Genomic DNA, 19,672 nt, shown 5'->3' with positions numbered 1-19,672 from the left:
AGCGAAGATCAGGCGCCGTGGCACTTCTTGAACTTCTTGTCGCTACCGCACGGGCACGGGTCGTTGCGGCCAACGTCTTTCAAAGCGTTGCGCACCGGCTCCTGGTGGCCGTGGTTGCAGTGTGGACCGTGCACATGGCCGTGGTCATGATCATGCTGATGATCGTGATCGTGGTTGCAGTCAGGGCCATGAACATGCGGTTGCTGAGTCATTGCAGGTTACTCCGGTAAGAAATCGCCGGGCATTATCTCATCACTGCGCGACAAGTGCAGGCCCCGCCAGATGATCAGCCCGGTATTCAGCTCGGCCTGCAGTGAATAGCGCAGCGGTTGCCTGCTCTTGAGCAGCTTGGCCAGCGGTTTGAGCTGCTTCCACAGGTTGGTGCGGGCGGTGATCTTGAAGGTCCGCCCCTCATGGGCGGCGACGCTGCGCCAGATGCTCGCCTCATCGTCGACCAGCAGCAACTGGTTGAGCCGCACCGAGTAATTCAGGTTGCGGATGAACAGGCGGCTGTCATTGGGGTTGTCGACCCGCAGGTGAATGACGAACTCCTGTTGCAGCAGGCGCGCCTTGACTGTTTCGACCCTGACCAGATGTACCTGTGGTTCGCGCCATTGCTCGCCGCTCCAGCCTGCGCAGCCGGCCAGCAGCAGGACGCAGCTGGTCAGGAGCAGGCGGGCGAGGGCGTTCACGGTCAAGTACCGACGTAACTGGAACAGCACTTCTTGAACTTCTGCCCGCTGGCACAGGGGCAGGGGTCGTTGCGCGTGGCCTTGAGGCCGACCGTTGGGTCAATGAAGTACCAACGGCCATCGCGCTGGACGAATGCCGAACGCTCACGGTGGGCGTGTTCGCCTTGAGCGTCGTGCCAGCGCGCGATGAAGGTGACAAACGCATGCTCAGGCTGACCGCCAAGCACCTCGGCGCTTTCCACCTCAAGCCCCAGCCAGGTGCTTTGCGCGCTCCAGGCAGCAATTGCAGCGCGGTCCAGGCCATCTTGCTGAGCCGGCAGGGTGGTTGCGACCAGGTAATCGATCAGGCCCAGCACGTAAGCGCTGTAGCGCGAGCGCATCAATGCCTGGGCGTCTGGCGCCGGGGTGCCGGCATGATAATGCCCGCAGCAGGCGTCGAGCAGGTTGCCACTGCCGCAAGGGCAAACCGAAACACTCATCACATCACCACCAGTACTTGCCAAAGTTTTCAGGGTTGGCCCAGAACCTGGCGTTGAGCCAGTCAGGGACCTCCTTGTAGTCATGTAGATCATAGGTGAACAGGCTCAACACCTGCTGCTCACGGCCGAATTTCTCGCTGGCCGACATCGCCAGCGAGAAAAACTCGGTGTCCTGCCAGCCGCAGGCGCTCAAGTCGGCCAGCACCGCCAGGCGACTGGCATTCAGATTGCGGATGCCTGCCAGCAGTTCCAGGCCGGTGCGCTTGGGCAAGTGCTCAAGGCAGTCGACCAGCACCGCCAGGTCGAAACGCTGGGCGGCGAGTGGATCCGGCAGTACGCCTGGCGCTGCCACTTCGATGATCACCTGTGGGTGCGCCTGGGCAAAGGCATCCAGCGCCGGGAAGCGCGTGCCCACCAGCAGCAGGCGCTGCGGTTGCACGCGCTCGAGCAAGGCGGCGAGGGCTTGTTGCGGCGTGCGTTGGGAAAAACCGTCGGTCATTGCCTATCTCCGTTCAGGGTCGCCAAGCCTAGCTGGCTAGAGCTTGCCGGCAAAGGGCTGTGGCACACCAGCATGGCTCATTGCTGGCAGATCGGGAATGCGCGGTCTTTACTGGCACAGATCGGCCTTATGCCGATTCCCCCTAGGAGATGCAACAGATGAGCATAGTTCGCACGGCGATACCCTTGGTGCTGCTGACCAGTGTGTTGACTGGTTGTGCAGGTTTGCAGAAAACCGACTGGCCGACATGTGCTGCCGTCGGGGGTGTGGGCGGCGCCGCCCTTGGCGCTATCGAAAGCTCGAGCTGGGCCGGCTGGGGCGCGCTGCTTGGCGGTGGCCTGGCCGCCGGCTACTGCTGGGCCAATGGCGACGGTGACGAAGACGGCGATGGCGTGCCGGACAGCCGCGACAAGTGCCCGGGCACCCCGCGTGGGGTACAGGTCGATGCCAATGGCTGCCCGCCTGAACCGGTAGCAGTGGTAGAAGAGGTGGTCGTGGTCAAGGAAGAAGTCATAGTCATCCGTGACGTGCACTTCGAGTTCGACTCTGCGCGGCTGACTGCGGCCGACAAGGAACGCCTCAATACCATCGCCACTCGCCTCAAGCAGGAAGCGGCGAGCACCCGACTGAGTGTCACCGGGCACACCGACAGCGTTGGCTCCGACACGTACAACCAGAAGCTGTCCGAGCGCCGCGCGCATTCGGTTACTGACTATCTGGTCGAAAGCGGCGTGCCGCGCAACAGCGTGGTGTCGGTAGTCGGTGCCGGCGAAACCCAGCCAGTGGCCGACAACGCTACTGCTGAGGGGCGTGCCATGAACCGCCGGACCGAGATCAAGATCGAGCGTTGACCGTCGGTGTGCAACTGGGTGCCGGGCCTGAGGCAATGCTTGGCGGGCGCCCATCAATGAAGTTACTGTGGACGAAGATGTCGGCTTGCCAGTGGACCGCTGTGCGGTCTTCGCGGGTGAACCCGCTCCCACAGGATTGCGCAACTGTACCTGTGGGAGCGGGTTCACCCGCGAAGGGCCGCACAGCGGCCCCAACAGGCTTAACTGACTGGCAAAGGAGGGCGGGGTATGAAATTTATCCTGGGGCTGGGCAAGGCCCTGACGGTTGTGTTCTGGTGGGTGGTGCTGGTCAATCTGCTGATGCCGCAGCCGCTGCCGTTCAATCTCCTGATCAATGCAGCGGGCATCCTTTTGCTTGGCCTGCATATGCTCGAAGTACTGTTTTTCAACGCCAGCCTGCGCAACCGTAGCCACCGCTGGTTCGATCGTCTGCAGATTTTGCTGACAGGAATTTTTCACGTGATGTCGATTCCCAAGCCTCAGGAGGCGCCCCGCCGTGCGTAAATTGATGTTGTTGGTGGCCTTGGCCAGCCCATGGGCCCAGGCAGACAGCCTGGATGTTGCTGCCAACTCGGTGATGCGCCTGGCCAACAAGGCCGGCAGTGTTCATCTGCAACACCTGCGGGTGGCGGATTCGGCGACCTTGCTGTTGCCGGCGTCACTCACCTCGCTCAAGGTCGAGCAACTGGAACTTGGCCAAGATGCGCGCATTGCCGTCGCTCCGGCCGACACGGAATTGACCATCGAAGCAGCCTCGGCGCGTTTCGCCAGCGGCAGCGAGATCAGCGCCAATGGCGCGCCGGGTAGCTATGAACGCGCCGCGCGCAGCGGCCGCAGCCTTGACCTGCAGTTACATGCACTGGACGCCGAGCAATTGTCGATCGACGCCCGTGGTGGTGCCGGTGCGCCGGGCTATGTCGGCCTGGATGGCGCCAATGGCAAGGCCGGTGGCTGCACCTGGGGCCAGGCCAGCCGCGGCGCTGATGGCGACAATGGTGGCAACGGCCATGACGGTGCAGCGGGTGGGCGAATTCGTCTGGCGGTGCCGGCTGACTATCCCGAGCAGCGCATTGTCGTACGCCTGGATGGGGGCCTGCCGGGCAAACCTGGGGCAGCGGGCAAGCCTGGCGCAGGCGGCGCCAGCAAGGGTTGCCTGGTGTATAGCACCGACGCTGGGGCCAAGGGCCGGCCGGGCGTTGAAGGCCAGGCCGGCCTGGCGGGCGCAGAGGGTGAGTTGATCCTGCGACGCCTGTAACCGGGCTTGCCGCCGCGCAGTTTGCCTGCGCGGCGCACCGTTCAGAGCGGCAGACGCAGGCTGGCAACCGCCACCACGGCGAGCCCCAGCAGCAGGTTGATACCCACCAGCCGGCGAATCCGCCCCAGCGCAGCAGCACCTGCCGGCCAATCCTCGGCCTGCACCGCGGCACGCAAGTCAGGCAGCAGCAAGGCCTGCACGCGCAGGAACAAGGCAAACATAACGATCGCCCCGCCCATCATCAGTTGCACGTACTTGGGCGCAGTTTCGAAACCGCTGAAGCGCATGTGCAACATGCCGATACCACTGATCGCCAAAATCGCCACAGCGACCCAGACCCAGACAAAGAAGCGTCGGAAAACTTCCAGCCACAAGCGCAACCGTGCCGGCCCCTCCAGGGCTGCAACCGTTGCCGGGCGCAGGATCAGCCAGGCGAAAAACATCCCGCCGACCCAGACCAGGGCGGCTAGCACATGCAGGGTGTAGGGTAGGGTGAAGCTCAGCATCGGGATCTCCATGCGGCATAAAGGGCGCGAGCGGGGTATGATAGCCGCCCATGCAAAACACTGAAAATATATCCAGCCCTTCGGGCGCCTGCAGACCATGATCAGCAACGAACTCAAAGCCACCATCCAGGGCGCCTATTCGCGTTTTCTCGAAGCCAAGAGCCTCAAGCCACGTTACGGCCAGCGCCTGATGATTGCCGAAGTAGCGAAAGTGCTCGGCGATATTGCCTGCGACGACGAAGGTCGACGCTCGGGTGACCCCGCCGTGGTTGCCGTCGAGGCGGGCACTGGTACCGGCAAGACAGTCGCCTACGCCCTGGCGGCCATCCCCGCCGCCAAGGTCGCCGGCAAGCGCCTGGTGATTGCCACCGCCACCGTGGCGCTGCAGGAGCAGATCGTCTTCAAGGATCTGCCTGACCTGATGCGCAACAGTGGTCTGAACTTCAGCTTTGCCTTGGCCAAGGGCCGTGGCCGCTATCTGTGCCTGTCCAAGCTCGACGTACTGTTGCAGGAAGGCCACGCCCAGTCGGCCACTGCGCAGTTGTTCGAGGAAGAAGGCTTCCATATCGAAGTCGACGAGCGCAGCCAGAAGCTGTTCAACAGCATGATCGAGAAGCTCGCCGGCAACCGCTGGGATGGCGACCGTGACAGCTGGTCGGAAACCATCGAAGACCCGGACTGGGCGCGCCTGACCACCGACCACAGCCAATGTACCGGCCGTCACTGCCCGAACTTCCAGCAGTGCGTGTTCTACAAGGCCCGAGAAGGCATGGGCAAGGTCGATGTGATCGTCACCAACCACGACATGGTCCTGGCTGACCTGGCCCTGGGTGGCGGCGCGGTGCTGCCTGACCCACGCGACACCATTTATGTGTTCGACGAAGGCCATCACCTGCCGGACAAGGCGATTGGTCATTTTGCCCATTATTCGCGGCTGCGCTCGACCGCCGACTGGCTTGAGCAGACGGCCAAGAACCTGACCAAGCTGCTCGCCCAGCACCCGCTGCCGGGCGATCTGGGCAAGTACATCGAACAGGTGCCGGAGCTGGCGCGTGAAATCCGCACCCAGCAGCAGTTCATGTTTACCCTTTGCGAGCAGATTGCAGACTTCAAGCCCGGTGAAGACACCGAAGGCCGCGAGCGGCCACGCTACCGCTTTGAGGGCGGGGTGGTGCCGGAGCATATCCGCGAAGTCGGCATCGAGCTGAAAAAGGGTTTTTCCCAGCTCAATGACCTGTTCACGCGCCTTGCAGACCTGCTCAAGGAAGGCATGGATGGCGAGAAGAATATCGGTATCGCCAGCCACCAGGCCGAAGAGTGGTACCCGCTGTTCGGCAGCCTGGTGACTCGGGCTCAGGGCAACTGGGAGCTGTGGACGGCGTTCACCGCCGAGGACCCGGAAGACAGCCCGCCGATGGCGCGTTGGCTGACCCTGGCCGAGACCGGTGCGCTGTTCGATATCGAGGTAAACGCCAGCCCGATCCTCGCAGCTGAGATGCTCCGGCGCAGCTTGTGGAGCGTTGCCCACGGCGCCTTGGTGACGTCGGCAACGCTGACCGCGCTGGGCAAGTTCGACCGCTTCCGCATGCGCTCCGGCCTGCCAAGGGACGCAGTAACCTGTGTGGTGCCGAGCCCGTTCGTGCACGGCGATGCCGGGTTGCTGCGGGTGCCTGATCTGGGCGCCGATCCGCGCGATGCTGCCGGGCACACCGCCGCGATCATCCGCGAACTGCCGGCGATGCTCGAAGAGGCGCGGGGTGCGCTGGTACTGTTCTCGTCGCGCAAGCAGATGCAGGACGTATTCGATGGCCTTGATCGTGACTGGCGCAAGCTGGTGCTGATTCAGGGCAACCTGTCCAAGCAAGAAACCCTGAACAAGCACAAGGCGCGGGTCGACGACGGCCAGCACAGCGTGCTGTTCGGTCTGGCCAGTTTCTCCGAAGGGGTCGACCTGCCTGGCGCATATTGCGAGCACGTGGTGATCGCCAAGATCCCGTTCTCGGTGCCGGATGACCCGGTCGAAGCCGCTCTGGCCGAGTGGATCGAAGCGCGCGGAGGTAATCCATTCATGGAAATCGCCGTACCCGACGCCTCGCTTAAGCTGATCCAGGCTTGTGGTCGCCTGCTGCGCACCGAACAGGACCGCGGCGTGATCACCTTGCTCGATCGGCGCCTGGTCACTCAGCGCTACGGCAAGGCTATCCTCAACGCGCTACCGCCGTTCCGGCGGGAAATTTCCTGACGGCTGGAGCGTGCGGCTCCAGCCTGTTGTCCATTACTCAGTCACGGGCTCCCCGCGGCCCTGAAGGAGAGCTCCAGTTCTATGATTCGACGCACCTTGCCCGCAGTCTTCACGCTGCTGTTCTGCTCACCCTTGCTGGCTGGGCAGCAGACGCTGTTCAGCTTCGTGCGGCCGGCCTCGGTGGTCAATGTCATCACCGCCGACGCCGGCATGCCGCAATACAACGCCGAACAGACCGCAGAGGGCGAGGTACTGCGCCGCGTCGTGTTCAATCCGGTCGAACGCCCAAGCCTGGGCCTGAGCCCGCAAGGTGGGGCGTGGGACTGGTCGGCCGGCAAGGCCCTCACCTTGCGCCTGCAAAGTGCGATGGATTGGGCGCTGACGGTCGACGTCACAGTGCAGAGCAGCGATGGCCGCACCCTCACCAGCCGCATCGACCTGCCGGCCGGGCCTGCGCAAACGGTAATGGTGCCACTTACCGCCAGCTCGCCGCTGAGCCAAGGCATGCGTGCTGGCCCACCGATGCCATGGACCTACGACGGCCAGCGCTTGCTGCTGACCAGCAGCGTCGGTGAGGTGGACCTGAAGCAGATCAGCTCGGTGACTCTGAGCATCCCCAAGCCCAACGTGGCGCAAAGCCTGCTGATCGAGAGGGTCGGCCTACAAGATGACGATCTCGCCTTCAAGGCAGCGTATGCCGGCCTGATCGACGCTTATGGCCAGTCGACGCGGGGCCGCTGGCCGGAGCGAATCGTCAGCGATGACCAGCTCAAAGCTGCCGATAGCCGCGAGCAGGCGCAGCTCAAGGCCTGGCTGGCAGAGCGCGGCAAGCAAGCGCTTGACCCGTACGGTGGGCTGCTGGCCGGGCCTGCGTTCGAGGCTCAGGGCTTCTTCCGTACAGAGAAACGCGATGGCCGCTGGTTCCTGGTGACGCCTGACGGCCATCCGTTCTTCTCGTTGGGCGTAAACGCTGTGGCCGCTGATGGCGGGCGTACCTATGTTGCTGGTCGCGAGGGCATGTTCACCGCGTTGCCCGGCGTCAACGAGCCCTTCGCCGCGTTCTACGGGGAAGGCAACAATGATGATGGCAATGCGTCTTCGCAGGGGCGCGCATTCAAGCAGGGCCGCTGGTTCGACTTCTACGCAGCCAACCTGCAACGCAGCCATGGCCACAGCTGTGCCCCGGCCGCCGCCGAACCGACCAGCCAGGCGTGCCCGCCGATGGCGATCGATGCCGGCCGCTGGCAGGCGCATGCTCTGAATCGCTTGCAGGCGTGGGGCTTCAATACCCTCGGCAACTGGAGCGATCCTGAACTGGGCCTGGCCAAACGGGTGCCTTACACCCTGCCGTTGTCGATCGTTGGCGACTACGCCAGCATCAGCACGGGCATGGACTGGTGGGGGCGCATGCCCGATCCGTTCGACCCACGCTTTGCCATGGCCACCGAACGTGCTGTAGCGATTGCTGCCCGTGATCACCGCGATGACCCGTGGCTGATCGGTTACTTTGCCGACAACGAGCTGGCCTGGGCCGCACCCGGTGATGATCCGCGGGCCCGCTATGGCCTCGCTTTCGGCACCCTGCGCCTGACCACCGACGTGCCGGCCAAGCGCGCGTTCCTCAAGCAGCTGCGCGACAAGTACCGCAATCAGGAAGGGCTGTCCAAGGCCTGGGGCATCGAGCTGCAGGCGTGGGAGCTAATGGAAGACCCAGGCTTCGAAGCACCGCTGCCCAACCCCGAGCACCCGGAAATCGAACGCGATTACCAGTACTTCCAACAGGTGTTCGCCGACACCTATTTCAAGACCATCGCCGATTCGCTCAACTGGCATGCGCCCAACCACCTGTTGCTCGGAGGCCGCTTTGCCCTGAGCAGCCCACAGGCGGTCAAGGCCTGCGCCGAGTTCTGCGATGTGCTCAGTTTCAACTTCTATACCCTCAAGCCTGACGACGGCTACGACTTTGCTCGCCTGGCCGAGCTGGATAAGCCGGTGCTGGTGTCCGAATTCCAGTTCGGTTCGCGCGACCGTGGGCCGTTCTGGCCGGGGCCGGTGGAACTGGCGCGCGAGGAGGACCGTGGCCCGGCGTATGCCAACTTCCTCAAGGCCGCCATGGCCCAGCCGATGATCGTCGGTGCGCATTGGTTCCAGTATCTGGATCAGCCTGCCAGTGGCCGCCTGCTCGATGGCGAAAACGGCCATCTTGGGTTGGTGGCGATCACCGATGTGGCCTATCCGGGCTTTGTCGAGGCGGTGCGGCGGAGTAATCAGCAGGTAATCGACGAGCTGCGCACGGTGGTCAGCAAGCCGGTGCCATGAGGCGCATGGGGCTGGTTGCAGAGCTGTTTGGCGACGTTTCCTGACAACCATCCGGCCACATTCAGTAGGCAAAATGGTCAACTACTGAAACAATGCACGCCTTTGCAAACTCGAGTCGTACGGAGAGCTGGCGGTGCAGATTCAGGGTCACTATGAGCTGAAGTTCGAGGCGGTGCGTGAAGCATTCGCCGCCTTGTTCGAGGATTCCCAGGAGCGCGGTGCGGCGTTGTGCATCCAGGTCGGTGGCGACACCGTGATCGACCTGTGGGCCGGCAGTGCCGACAAGGATGGGCAGCAGGCTTGGCATAGCGACACCATCGCCAATCTGTTCTCCTGCACCAAGACGTTCACCGCCGTGACTGCCCTGCAACTGGTGGGCGAGGGCAAGCTGGCGCTGGATGCCCCGGTAGCACGCTACTGGCCGGAGTTCGCTCAAGCCGGCAAAGAAGCCGTGACCCTGCGTCAGTTACTGAGCCACCGCGCTGGCCTGCCGGCAATCCGTGAGCTGCTCCCCGCCGAGGCGTTGTACGACTGGGAAGCGATGACTGCCGCGCTGGCCGCAGAAACGCCGTGGTGGACCCCAGGCACCGAGCATGGCTACGCGGCAATCACCTATGGCTGGCTGATCGGCGAGCTTATTCGCCGAGCTGACGGCCGCGGTCCGGGTGAGTCGATCGTCGCCCGCACGGCCAAGCCGTTGGGGCTGGATTTTCACATTGGCCTGGCAGATGAAGAATTCCACCGTGTGGCGCATATAGCCCGCGGCAAGGGCAATTCAGGCGATGCGGCTGCGCAGCGCCTGCTGCAGGTCACCATGCGCGAGCCAGAGGCGCTTTCAACCCGAGCGTTCACCAACCCACCAGCAATCCTGACCAGTACCAACAAGCCCGAATGGCGACGCATGCAGCAGCCTGCGGCCAACGGCCACGGCAACGCGCGCAGCCTCGCCGGTTTTTATGCCGGCCTGCTCGACGGCAGCTTGCTCGAATCCGAGTTGCTGGATGAACTGACCCGCGAGCACAGTCTCGGTGAAGACCGTACCTTGCTGACCCAGACCCGCTTCGGCCTGGGTTGCATGCTGGACCAGCCAACCGTAGCCAACGCCACCTTCGGCCTCGGTGCTGGCGCATTCGGTCACCCGGGCGCCGGTGGTTCGGTCGGTTTCGCCGACCCCGAGCACGATGTTGCCTTTGGCTTCGTCACCAATACCCTCGGCCCTTACGTGCTGATGGACCCAAGAGCGCAGAAGCTGGTGCGGGTGCTCGCCAGTTGCCTTTGATCGGCTAGTGCGGGTAATGCCCGTGCGGTTTGACTATGCTCAATGCCAATGCCTGCTACTGCAGGCAAATTTCCTTCAATTTCATGGTGTATCGCTGATGTCTTCACAAAAAACCTTAGCACTCGCCCTGTGCCTGGCCATGACCGGTTGTGCCAGCCAATCGCAGGATGCCTCCTCGACTAGCGGACACAGCTGGTGGCCGTTTGGCTCGGACAAGGTTGCCGATCAGGAAGTGAAGCAGGCGGTGACCGAGAAAGTTGCCAAAGCCGACGCCAAGTCCGAAAGCAGCAGCCGCTGGTGGTGGCCGTTCGGCTCTGAAGAGACCCAGGCCAAGGGGCCGGTCGTTCCCAAGATTGATCACAAGGCCACCCAGGCCTGGCTTGACCAGTACGAGCCAAAGCTGCGTGAAGCGGTCAAGGACAGCAAGTTTGAAGTGGAGCGCCGCGAAGACCTGTTGGCCGTGACCATTCCGGTCGACAGCTCGTACAACCCGGACCGCCCGAACATGCTGTTGCCGGCGAGTTTGGGGCCGATCACCCGTCTGGCCAAGGCCATTGAAGTCGACCCGAAAACTGCCGTGCTGATTCTCGGTCACGCCGACAGCAGCGGTGCCGCTGCCGTTAACCAGAAGCTCAGCCTTGAGCGCGCTGCCTCGGTCTCGGCTATCTTCCGCCTGAGTGGTCTGCAACGCGACCGTTTGAGCCTCAAAGGTATGGGCTCGGTGATGCCACGCGCCGCCAACGACAGCCTCGAAGGCCGCGCCTTGAACCGCCGCGTCGAATTGCTGATGACGCCGCAGAACACCATGCTGGCCCTGTTGGCCAAATACCAGCAGCCGAACCTGGCGCCGGCCCCGGCCGCTGTGGTCGCCACTCAAGACAGCAAGGCCCCGGTGGCCAAGCCTGCAGCCAGCAAGCCTGCAGCCAAGGCCGCTGCCAAGCCTGCGGCGAAGAAAGCCGTGGCCAAAGCCCCGGTCAAGAAGGCCGCAGCCAAGACTGCTGCCAAGAAGCCGGCCGCCAAGCCGGCCGCGAAAAAAACCACGGCCGACAAGAAAGTCGCTGCCAACAGCCCTGCGAAGACCAACTGATCGTCAAGGAAGTGCTGTCATGACTCAATCTCTGGCCGATATGCGCCGCGACTACACCCGTGATGGCCTGGCCGAAAGCCAGGCGCCGGATGAGCCGTTTGCGCTGTTCCACCAGTGGTTTGCCGATGCTGTAAAAACCGAACAGGCGCCGGTCGAGGCCAATGCCATGACGCTGGCTACGGTCGATGCCGATGGACGACCGCATTGCCGGGTGTTGCTGTTGAAGGGCCTGGATGCTCAGGGATTCACCTTTTTCAGCAACTATGACAGCGCGAAGGGGCAGCATTTGCAGGCTAACCCGTTTGCGGCGATGACCTTCTTCTGGCCGGCGCTGGAGCGTCAGGTGCGGATTGAGGGGCGGGTTGAGAAGGTTACTGCGCAGGAGTCCGATGACTATTACCAGGTGCGCCCGCTGGGGAGTCGTCTTGGGGCTTGGGCTTCGCCGCAGAGTCGGGTGATTGCTGGGCGTGAAGAGCTGGAGGCTTTGGTCAAGGCTACTGAAGAGCGGTTTTCGCAGACTCAGCCGCATTGTCCTGAGCATTGGGGGGGGTATCGTTTGCTGCCGGAGCGGGTTGAGTTTTGGCAGGGTAGGGCTAGCCGGTTGCATGATCGACTGAATTATCGTCTGGGGGCGGGGCATTGGGCTCGGGAGCGGTTGGCTCCCTGAGGTTGGTTTTCGCTGTTTTGTGAGCTTATCCGTTTTTTGTGGTGGCTGATCAGGCCCCTTTCGCCCTTACGGCGAGTCACTTTTTTGGCAAACGCCCCAAAAAAGTAACCAAAAAAGGGCTTGGCTCCACATCCGGCCCCTTCGCTGCGCTGCGGGGTACCCTCGCTCCGGCCTTGCTCCCGGGCGGACCGCGCTGTACGGGCCTCCTGGCCCGCAGCGCTTGCCGGCCATCCATGGCCGTCACCTCCCTCCGCAAGACCTGCGCTCGGCCTCCTGAGTCGCCGGTGGATCAAGATCAAAAGCAGATCAATATCAAAGGCACGCCTCGCTGCGCTGGCGCAGATCAAGAGCTAGAGGCAAAGTCAAAAGCTTGTGTCGTGCCGTGCCGCAGCAATCTCATTCGTACCCAAATCCAGCAGTCACCCCGATCCCGCTCTGCGCCAGCGCAGCAAGGCGTGCTCTTGATCTTGATCTACCTGCGACTTCAGGAGGCCGAGCGCAGGTCTTGCGGAGGGAGGTGACGGCCATGGATGGCCGTCAAGCGCTGCGGGCCAGGATGGCCCGTACAGCGCGGTCCTCCCGGGAGCAAGGCCGGAGCGAGGGGACCCCGTAGCGCAGCGAAGGGGCCGTATGTAGGAGCGAGCCCTTTTTTGGTTACTTTTTTGGGGCGTTTGCCAAAAAAGTGACTCGCCGTAAGGGCGAAAGGGGCCATCACAGCCACCACACAAAATGGATAAGCCCGCAATCCCAAACCCAATGCAGTAATCCAAGCCGATCCAAGGTCTGACAATCAAGCGTCAGCACACACCCTGTACCGACGCTGAATGAATGCATTTTTGTTACGTATGCACCGTGACAGCCGTCAACCTGCAGCGTCTAATGGTCACCTGTCTTATGGAGATACAACCCATGCGTAAATCTGTTCTGGTGGTGGCGTTCACCACCATGTCGCTGCTGCTCGGCGGTTGTGCCTCGAGCCTGACCGGTGACAGCTACTCCCGTGATGAAGCCCGCCGCGTGCAGACCGTACGCATGGGTACCATCGAAGCCCTGCGTCCGGTGAAAATCGAAGGCACCAAGACCCCAATCGGCGGCGGCGCTGGTGCTGTAGTCGGCGGCGTGGCCGGTAGCGCCATTGGCGGCGGTCGCGGCAGCATCGTTGCCGCTGTGATCGGTGCTGTAGCCGGTGGCCTGGCAGGTTCGGCTGCTGAAGAAGGCATCACCCGCACCCAGGGCGTCGAAGTCACCGTACGTGAAGATGACGGCAGCACCCGCGCCTACGTACAGGCCGTGCAGGAAAATGAAATCTTCCGCGTGGGCGAGCGTGTCCGCATCATGACTGTAGATGGCACCAGCCGCGTTACCCACTGACAGCCGCGCTGAATGTAAAAAACCCCGATCGGCAGTGCCGACCGGGGTTTTTTTACGCCTGGGTTTCAGCTCACTGCAGCCCGAGAATATCCCGCGCTACGGCTTCAGCGATGCGAATGCCGTCGACACCTGCCGACAGAATACCACCCGCGTAACCTGCACCTTCACCGGCCGGGAACAGGCCCTTGACGTTGATGCTCTGGAAGCTGGCATCACGGGTGATGCGCAGCGGCGAGGAAGTCCGCGTCTCGAGCCCGGTCAGTACTGCGTCGTGCAGGTTGTAGCCCTTGATCTGCCGATCGAACGCCGGCAGCGCCTCGCGGATGGCCTCGATTGCGAAATCGGGCAGGCTCAGCGCCAGGTCACCCAAGGTCACGCCCGGCTTGTACGAAGGCTCGACACTGCCCAGCGCGGTCGAAGGCCGACCGGCGACAAAGTCGCCAACCAGTTGCGCCGGCGCCTGGTAGTTGCTGCCGCCCAGCTCATAGGCGAGTGTCTCAAGCCGCTCCTGCAACTCGATGCCGGCAAGCGGCCCGCCCGGGTAATCCCGTTCTGGGTCGATGCCGACGACGATGCCCGAGTTGGCATTGCGCTCGTTACGCGAGTACTGGCTCATGCCATTGGTCACAACTCGGCCAGGCTCGCTGGTTGCCGCAACCACAGTGCCGCCCGGGCACATGCAGAAGCTGTACACCGAGCGACCGTTCTTGGCGTGATAGACCAGCTTGTAGTCAGCGGCGCCGAGTTTCGGGTGGCCGGCGTATTTGCCCAGGCGCGCCTTGTCGATCAAGGTCTGTGGGTGCTCGATGCGGAAACCGACCGAGAACGGCTTGGCTTCCATGAACACACCCTTCGCGTGCAGCATGCGGAAGGTGTCACGCGCGCTGTGGCCCAGAGCCAGCACCACGTGCCGCGCGTGCAGCTGTTCGCCGTTGTCGAGGACCACGCCAGTGAGCTGTTCGCCGTCGAGGAGCAAGTCGCTGACTTTTTGCTCGAAGCGCACTTCGCCACCGAGGGCGATGATCTGCTCGCGCATGTTCTCGACCATGCCGGTCAGGCGGAAGGTACCGATGTGCGGCTTGTTGATGAACAGAATCTCGTCTGGCGCACCGGCCTTGACGAACTCTTCCAGCACTTTGCGGCCGTGGTGCAGCGGGTCCTTGATCTGGCTGTACAGCTTGCCGTCGGAGAAGGTCCCGGCGCCGCCTTCGCCAAACTGAACGTTGGACTCGGGGTTGAGCACGCTTTTGCGCCACAGGCCCCAGGTGTCCTTGGTTCGCTGGCGGACTTCCTTGCCGCGCTCGAGCACGATCGGCTTGAAGCCCATCTGCGCCAGCAACAGCCCGGCAAAGATCCCGCACGGGCCGAAGCCGACTACCAGAGGCCGCTCCTGCAGCTCGGCAGGAGCCTGGCCGACGTACTTGTAGCTGACGTCGGGGGCAACGCTGATGTTGTGATCGTCGGCGAATTTGTGCAGCAGTTCGGCTTCGTTGCTGGCGTGCAGGTCGATGGTGTAGATGAACAGCAGTTCGCTGTTCTTCTTGCGAGCATCGTAGCTGCGCTTGAACAGGGTGAAGCTCAGCAACTGGTCATCGGCAATACCCAGGCGCTGGAGGATGGCCTCGCGCAGGGCTTCGTCAGGATGGTCCAGGGGCAGCTTCAGTTCAGTGATTCGTAGCATGGCAGGGTCCAGTATCCCGGCCTCTGGCGGCCGGCGGCTTTACACAAACCGCCAAGTATAAGCTGTTCGCCGGGCTCAAAGGCAGGATAAAAACCACTAGGCGATCAGTTGTCGCGGGCGCCGCCGTAGTAAGCGCAGCCGTGCACGGTCTGGCCATCGACGCGCAGCTCGGCACGCAGGTGGCGCACGGCGCCGGTGACGCTGTCGACGCAGCGCTGCGGAGCGAGCCACAGTTCGATGCGCTGGCCATTGGCTTCGCTGGACAGGTTGAGGCCACCGCCGGGCATCTGCTCTTCAAGGAACGGCAGTGGCAGCGGCGGCTGGCCGGCGCGGTTGAGGACCATGCCCTTGCCGCTGGCCTTGATGTCCCATTCCGGCGCATGGCCGCCGGCGCGCAGGGTCAGTTGCTTGAAGTTGGGGTCGTCGCAGGCACTGGCCGAAGGCTCCAGGCGATACAGCCGGCGCACATCCAGCTGGCCGTCGCTGTTGGCCTGCTTGCTGCCGGCGAGGCGCCCGCGGACATCGGCAAACAGCTTGTCGCCAGCGCCGTGGGCCAGGCTCGAGGCTTCCTGCAGGATGCCCGTGGCGCCGGCATCATTGACCACGAACGAGCGGCTTTCGCTGCAAGGTTTGAACAGCAGATGACCGCCGCTGGCGCTCAGTTCGCCCTGCATGCGCGTGGTGCCAAGGTCAGGGTCGACCGGTTTGTCGGCCAGCATCTGGCAGCCGGCGAACAGTGGCAGCAGGGTGGCGAGCAGCAGAGGAGGGGTGCAACGCATGGGTGAGGCTCCGGGGACGCGGCGGGTGAAGTGCGCACGTTACCGAGCAGTACCCGGGATCACAAGGGGTGGTGAAACGATTGGGGCCGCAAGGCGGCCCCAATGGATTACACGAAGGATCAACCGCCGAGGTAAGCGTCTCGCACCTTCGGGTCACTCAACAATGCTTCGCCAGTGCCCTGCATGACCACGTGACCGTTCTCCAATACATAGGCACGGTCAGCGATCTTGAGTGCCTGGTTGGCGTTTTGCTCGACCAGGAATACCGTCACACCATCACGGCGCAGTTGTTCGATGATATCGAAGATCTGCTGGATGATGATCGGCGCCAGCCCCAGCGACGGTTCGTCGAGCAGCAGCAACTTGGGCTTGCTCATCAGCGCACGACCAATCGCCAGCATCTGCTGTTCGCCACCGGACATGGTGCCGCCACGCTGTGAGTAGCGCTCTTTCAAGCGCGGAAACAGCTGCAGGACCTTGTCCAGTTGTTCCTGGTAATCGCCCTTGTCGGTGAAGAAACCGCCCATGGCCAGGTTCTCTTCGACAGTCAGACGGGCAAACACGCGGCGGCCTTCGGGGACCACGGCGATGCTCTTGCGCATGATGTGTGAAGACGGCTGGCCGACCAGCTCTTCCCCCAGGTACTTGATGCTGCCGCTGTGCGCCTGCGGCGAGCCGCACAGGGTCATCAGCAAGGTCGACTTGCCGGCACCATTGGCGCCGATCAGGGTGACGATCTCGCCCTGGTTGATCTCGACATTGACGCCATGCAGCGCCTGGATCTTGCCGTAGAAAGTGGAAACGTTTTCGAACTTGAGCATTACGCTTCCCCCAGATAGGCCTTGATCACATCAGGATTGTCACGGATCTGCTCCGGGGTACCATCGGCCAGGGGCGTGCCCTGGTTGATCACGACGATATGGTCGGAGATGCTCATCACCAGTTTCATGTCGTGCTCGATCAGCAGCACAGTCACGTTGTGGGATTCGCGCAGGTAGCCGATCAATGCCTTGAGGTCTTCGGTTTCCTTGGGGTTCAAGCCGGCGGCAGGTTCGTCGAGCATGATGATCCGCGGTTGGGTCATCATGCAGCGGGCGATCTCCAGGCGGCGCTGCTGGCCGTAAGCGAGGGTGCCGGCAGTGCGGTTGGCGAACTCGGTCAGGTTGACCTTGTCCAGCCAGTACTGCGCGCGCTCCATGGCTTCGTGTTCGCTGCGGCGAAAGCTCGGGGTCTTGAACAGGCCGGCAAAGAAGTTGGTGTTCAAGTGCCGGTGCTGGGCGATCAGGAGGTTTTCCAGCGCGGTCATCTCTTTGAACAGACGCACGTTCTGGAAGGTCCGCACCACACCCTTGCGGGCGATCTGATGGCCGGCCAGGCCCTGAATCGGCTGGCCGTCGAGCAGAATGGTGCCGCCACTTGGCTTGTAGAAGCCGGTCAGGCAGTTGAACACCGTGGTCTTGCCGGCGCCGTTCGGGCCGATCAGCGCCACCACTTGTTTTTCCTTGACGGTCAGGGCCACGCCGTTGACCGCCAACAAGCCGCCGAAGCGCATGCTCAGGCCGCTGACTTGCAGAATTTCGCGGCTCATCGACGCAGCTCCATATGTGGTCGTTGCATAGGCAGCAAGCCCTGCGGACGCCAGATCATCATCAACACCATCAGCGCACCGAACATCAACATGCGGTACTCGCTGAATTCACGCATCAGCTCCGGCAGCAGGATCATCACGATGGCCGCGAGAATCACGCCCAACTGCGAACCCATACCGCCCAGCACAACGATGGCGAGGATGATTGCCGACTCGATGAAGGTGAACGACTCCGGTGTCACCAGCCCTTGCCGTGCGGCGAAGAAGCTGCCGGCAAAACCGGCGAAGCAGGCGCCCAGAGTAAATGCCGAGAGCTTGATCACGGTGGGGTTGAGGCCCAACGCACGGCAGGCGATCTCGTCTTCACGCAGTGCCTCCCACGCCCGCCCGATTGGCATGCGCAGCAGCCGGTTGATCACGAACAAGGCCAGCAAGGCCAGCAACAACGCTACCAGGTAGAGGAAGATGACCTTGTTGATCGAGTTGTACTCGATGCCGAAGTACTCGTGGAAGGTTTGCATGCCTTCAGCCGCGCGACGCTCGAACGACAGCCCGAAGAAGGTTGGCTTGGGGATGTTGCTGATGCCGTTGGGGCCGCCGGTGAGGTCGGTCAGGTTACGCAGGAACAGCCGAATGATCTCACCGAAACCGAGGGTCACGATCGCCAGATAGTCACCGCGCAAGCGCAATACCGGGAAGCCCAGCAAGAAGCCGAAGGTGGCTGCCATCAAGCCGGCAATCGGCAGGCAGATCCAGAAGCTCAGCCCGTAGTAGTGCGACAGCATGGCGTAACTGTAGGCACCCACTGCGTAAAAGCCGACATAACCCAGGTCGAGCAGGCCGGCCAGGCCGACGACGATGTTCAGCCCCAGACCGAGCATCACGTAGATCAGGATCAACGTAGCAATGTCGACCGCGCCGCGCGAACCGAAGAACGGCCAGACCAATGCCACCACGATCAGGCCGAGGATGATCCAGCGCTGGGTCTTGGGCAAGGTCAGGAAGTTGCTCACCGCTGGCGAGATCAACTTGCGGTCCGAGCCACGGGCAGTCACTGCGCTCCACTGCTTGTCGAACAACACCCGCAGGAACATCAACACCGAACACACCGCAATCACGGTGATGGTGAACGGCCCCTGGCTATGCACGATCAGGTTGATGCCGTCGATGCTCAGCTTCAGGCCAAGTACCGGGAAGGCCACGGCCCAGACCAGCAGGGCGCTGAAAAACGCTTGTTTGATATTCTTGTTCATACTTTCTCAACCTCCGGACGGCCCAGAATGCCGGTCGGCCGGAACAACAGCACCAGAACCAACAGCCCGAACGCCACGACGTCCTTGTACTGGTCACCGAAGATATCGGCGCCAAAGGCTTCGGCCACACCCAGCACCAGGCCACCGAGCATGGCGCCCGGAATACTGCCGATGCCGCCCAGGACTGCCGCGGTGAAGGCTTTCAAGCCCACCAGGAAGCCGGCGTTGGGGTTGATCACCCCGTATTGCATGCTCAGCAACACGGCTGCCACTGCCGCCAGTGCGGCGCCAATGACGAAGGTCAGGGCAATGATGTTGTTGGTGTTGATACCGAGCAGGTTGGCCATCTTGATGTCCTCGGCACAGGCGCGGCAGGCGCGGCCCAGGCGGGAACGGGAGATGAACAGGGTCAACAGGGTCATGGCCACCAGGGTGACGACGAACACCAGTACCTGCATGTAGGAAATCAGCACTTCCTCTGCGCCGCCCGGGCCGAAGGAGAAGCTCCCAGGGATCAGGTTGGGGATCGACTTGTCCTTGGAATCCTGTGACAGCAGCACAGTGTTCTGCAGGAAGATCGACATGCCGATGGCAGAGATCAGCGGGATCAGACGGTTACTGTTGCGCAACGGGCGGTAGGCAACGCGCTCGATGCTGTAGCCATAGGCACTGGTTACGCAGATCGTGGCGATAAAGGCCACGGTCATCAGTATCGGCAGGGAATGGATGCCCATCATGGCCAGCCCGGCGAGTGCAATGAATGCCACGTAGGACCCGATCATGTACACCTCGCCGTGGGCGAAGTTGATCATGCCAATGATGCCGTACACCATCGTGTAACCGATGGCGATCAAGGCATAGGTGCTGCCGATGGTCAATCCATTAACCAGTTGTTGGAAGAAATGGTAGATCTCAGGCATTACAGCGCTCCTAAAAACCTGATTGCATTCGCTGGCGGGGGGTAACCCGGCGCGCCTCGTGGTCTGTGCGACGATGGCAGGGCTCGGCCAGTGAACCGCGGGTGACGGTTTTAAGATTTTCAGGTGAGGCGGCTGCCGGATCACGGCAATCGTTCTCATGAACCTCGTAAAACAAAGCCCACTGCTCGCACAGTGGGCTTTTCG

Annotated in this window: 20 protein-coding genes; 9 read left to right on the top strand and 11 right to left on the bottom strand. The window is 62.5% G+C overall.

Annotated features, from left to right (window positions below; translation table 11 throughout):
• Window positions 1–8 precede the first annotated feature (8 nt).
• The 4 genes from ACIOAU_RS16705 to ACIOAU_RS16690 are packed head-to-tail and all read right to left on the bottom strand — an operon-like array spanning window position 9 to window position 1,670.
• Window positions 9–212, bottom strand: coding sequence for an SEC-C metal-binding domain-containing protein (locus ACIOAU_RS16705; RefSeq protein ID WP_101321819.1), 204 nt, complete (start codon window positions 210–212; stop codon window positions 9–11).
• Between the two features lie 6 nt (window positions 213–218).
• Window positions 219–692, bottom strand: a complete 474-nt coding sequence (locus ACIOAU_RS16700) for an LEA type 2 family protein (protein ID WP_308812245.1) — start codon at window positions 690–692, stop codon at window positions 219–221.
• A gap of 2 nt (window positions 693–694) precedes the next feature.
• Window positions 695–1,171 carry a YchJ family protein gene (locus ACIOAU_RS16695; protein WP_101321817.1) on the bottom strand — a complete coding sequence of 159 codons (477 nt, stop codon included), beginning with the start codon at window positions 1,169–1,171 and terminating at the stop codon, window positions 695–697.
• Window positions 1,172–1,175: 4 nt separating this feature from the next.
• Window positions 1,176–1,670 (bottom strand): DUF6231 family protein, encoded by a 495-nt coding sequence (locus ACIOAU_RS16690; protein ID WP_401183394.1) that lies wholly within the window; start codon window positions 1,668–1,670, stop codon window positions 1,176–1,178.
• 158 nt (window positions 1,671–1,828) lie between these two features.
• Here ACIOAU_RS16690 and ACIOAU_RS16685 point away from each other — a divergent pair, with 158 nt between their 5' ends.
• From ACIOAU_RS16685 to ACIOAU_RS16675, 3 genes are all read left to right on the top strand, one after another.
• Window positions 1,829–2,521 carry an OmpA family protein gene (locus ACIOAU_RS16685; protein ID WP_101321815.1) on the top strand — a complete coding sequence of 231 codons (693 nt, stop codon included), beginning with the start codon at window positions 1,829–1,831 and terminating at the stop codon, window positions 2,519–2,521.
• A 228-nt stretch (window positions 2,522–2,749) separates the two neighbouring features.
• Window positions 2,750–3,025: a DUF1145 domain-containing protein gene (locus ACIOAU_RS16680; RefSeq protein ID WP_101321814.1), complete on the top strand. Its 276-nt coding sequence runs from the start codon at window positions 2,750–2,752 to the stop codon at window positions 3,023–3,025.
• Window positions 3,018–3,776, top strand: a complete 759-nt coding sequence (locus tag ACIOAU_RS16675) for a collagen-like protein (RefSeq protein WP_150572242.1) — start codon at window positions 3,018–3,020, stop codon at window positions 3,774–3,776. Before ACIOAU_RS16680 ends, ACIOAU_RS16675 begins: the two co-directional genes overlap by 8 nt.
• A 41-nt stretch (window positions 3,777–3,817) precedes the next feature.
• Here ACIOAU_RS16675 and ACIOAU_RS16670 read toward each other — a convergent pair whose 3' ends face one another.
• A complete protein-coding gene (locus ACIOAU_RS16670) occupies window positions 3,818–4,282 on the bottom strand; it encodes a CopD family protein (protein ID WP_101321812.1) in 465 nt (154 codons plus the stop codon).
• A gap of 97 nt (window positions 4,283–4,379) precedes the next feature.
• On the opposite strand from ACIOAU_RS16670, the gene dinG reads away from it, so the two are divergent.
• From dinG to ACIOAU_RS16640, 6 genes are all read left to right on the top strand, one after another.
• The gene (gene dinG, locus ACIOAU_RS16665; protein ID WP_101321811.1) at window positions 4,380–6,524 is read left to right on the top strand and encodes an ATP-dependent DNA helicase DinG; all 2,145 of its coding nucleotides are present in this window, start codon (window positions 4,380–4,382) and stop codon (window positions 6,522–6,524) included.
• A gap of 81 nt (window positions 6,525–6,605) precedes the next feature.
• Complete coding sequence (locus ACIOAU_RS16660; RefSeq protein ID WP_401183389.1) at window positions 6,606–8,843, top strand: beta-agarase; 2,238 nt, start codon at window positions 6,606–6,608, stop codon at window positions 8,841–8,843.
• Window positions 8,844–8,976: 133 nt separating this feature from the next.
• Window positions 8,977–10,122, top strand: a complete 1,146-nt coding sequence (locus ACIOAU_RS16655) for a serine hydrolase domain-containing protein (protein ID WP_101321809.1) — start codon at window positions 8,977–8,979, stop codon at window positions 10,120–10,122.
• Between the two features lie 97 nt (window positions 10,123–10,219).
• A complete protein-coding gene (locus ACIOAU_RS16650) occupies window positions 10,220–11,209 on the top strand; it encodes an OmpA family protein (protein ID WP_150570555.1) in 990 nt (329 codons plus the stop codon).
• Window positions 11,210–11,228: 19 nt separating this feature from the next.
• Window positions 11,229–11,876 carry a pyridoxamine 5'-phosphate oxidase gene (gene pdxH / locus ACIOAU_RS16645; protein WP_259076188.1) on the top strand — a complete coding sequence of 216 codons (648 nt, stop codon included), beginning with the start codon at window positions 11,229–11,231 and terminating at the stop codon, window positions 11,874–11,876.
• A 909-nt stretch (window positions 11,877–12,785) separates the two neighbouring features.
• Window positions 12,786–13,247, top strand: coding sequence for a glycine zipper 2TM domain-containing protein (locus ACIOAU_RS16640; RefSeq protein ID WP_150573613.1), 462 nt, complete (start codon window positions 12,786–12,788; stop codon window positions 13,245–13,247).
• A 70-nt stretch (window positions 13,248–13,317) separates the two neighbouring features.
• Here the strand turns inward: ACIOAU_RS16640 and ACIOAU_RS16635 are convergent, their stop codons facing one another.
• The 6 genes from ACIOAU_RS16635 to livH all read right to left on the bottom strand — a co-directional run bounded on the left by ACIOAU_RS16635 (window position 13,318) and on the right by livH (window position 19,468).
• Window positions 13,318–14,928 carry an NAD(P)/FAD-dependent oxidoreductase gene (locus tag ACIOAU_RS16635; protein ID WP_150573612.1) on the bottom strand — a complete coding sequence of 537 codons (1,611 nt, stop codon included), beginning with the start codon at window positions 14,926–14,928 and terminating at the stop codon, window positions 13,318–13,320.
• Between the two features lie 104 nt (window positions 14,929–15,032).
• A complete protein-coding gene (locus ACIOAU_RS16630) occupies window positions 15,033–15,707 on the bottom strand; it encodes a COG3650 family protein (RefSeq protein ID WP_101321804.1) in 675 nt (224 codons plus the stop codon).
• A gap of 119 nt (window positions 15,708–15,826) precedes the next feature.
• The gene (locus ACIOAU_RS16625; protein WP_101321803.1) at window positions 15,827–16,528 is read right to left on the bottom strand and encodes an ABC transporter ATP-binding protein; all 702 of its coding nucleotides are present in this window, start codon (window positions 16,526–16,528) and stop codon (window positions 15,827–15,829) included.
• Complete coding sequence (gene livG, locus ACIOAU_RS16620; protein WP_101321802.1) at window positions 16,528–17,295, bottom strand: high-affinity branched-chain amino acid ABC transporter ATP-binding protein LivG; 768 nt, start codon at window positions 17,293–17,295, stop codon at window positions 16,528–16,530. The genes ACIOAU_RS16625 and livG overlap by 1 nt, the downstream gene beginning before the upstream one ends.
• Window positions 17,292–18,548 (bottom strand): high-affinity branched-chain amino acid ABC transporter permease LivM, encoded by a 1,257-nt coding sequence (locus ACIOAU_RS16615; protein ID WP_101321801.1) that lies wholly within the window; start codon window positions 18,546–18,548, stop codon window positions 17,292–17,294. The genes livG and ACIOAU_RS16615 overlap by 4 nt, the downstream gene beginning before the upstream one ends.
• Window positions 18,545–19,468 carry a high-affinity branched-chain amino acid ABC transporter permease LivH gene (livH, locus tag ACIOAU_RS16610; RefSeq protein ID WP_101321800.1) on the bottom strand — a complete coding sequence of 308 codons (924 nt, stop codon included), beginning with the start codon at window positions 19,466–19,468 and terminating at the stop codon, window positions 18,545–18,547. Before livH ends, ACIOAU_RS16615 begins: the two co-directional genes overlap by 4 nt.
• Between the last annotated feature and the right edge of the window lie 204 nt (window positions 19,469–19,672).

Source organism: Pseudomonas sp. NPDC088322, from assembly GCF_044740745.1.
In the GTDB taxonomy this organism is placed as follows: domain Bacteria; phylum Pseudomonadota; class Gammaproteobacteria; order Pseudomonadales; family Pseudomonadaceae; genus Aquipseudomonas; species Aquipseudomonas shirazensis.
Note: the sequence above shows the minus strand (reverse complement) of the source record. Positions and strands in the feature narration are given on the sequence as shown.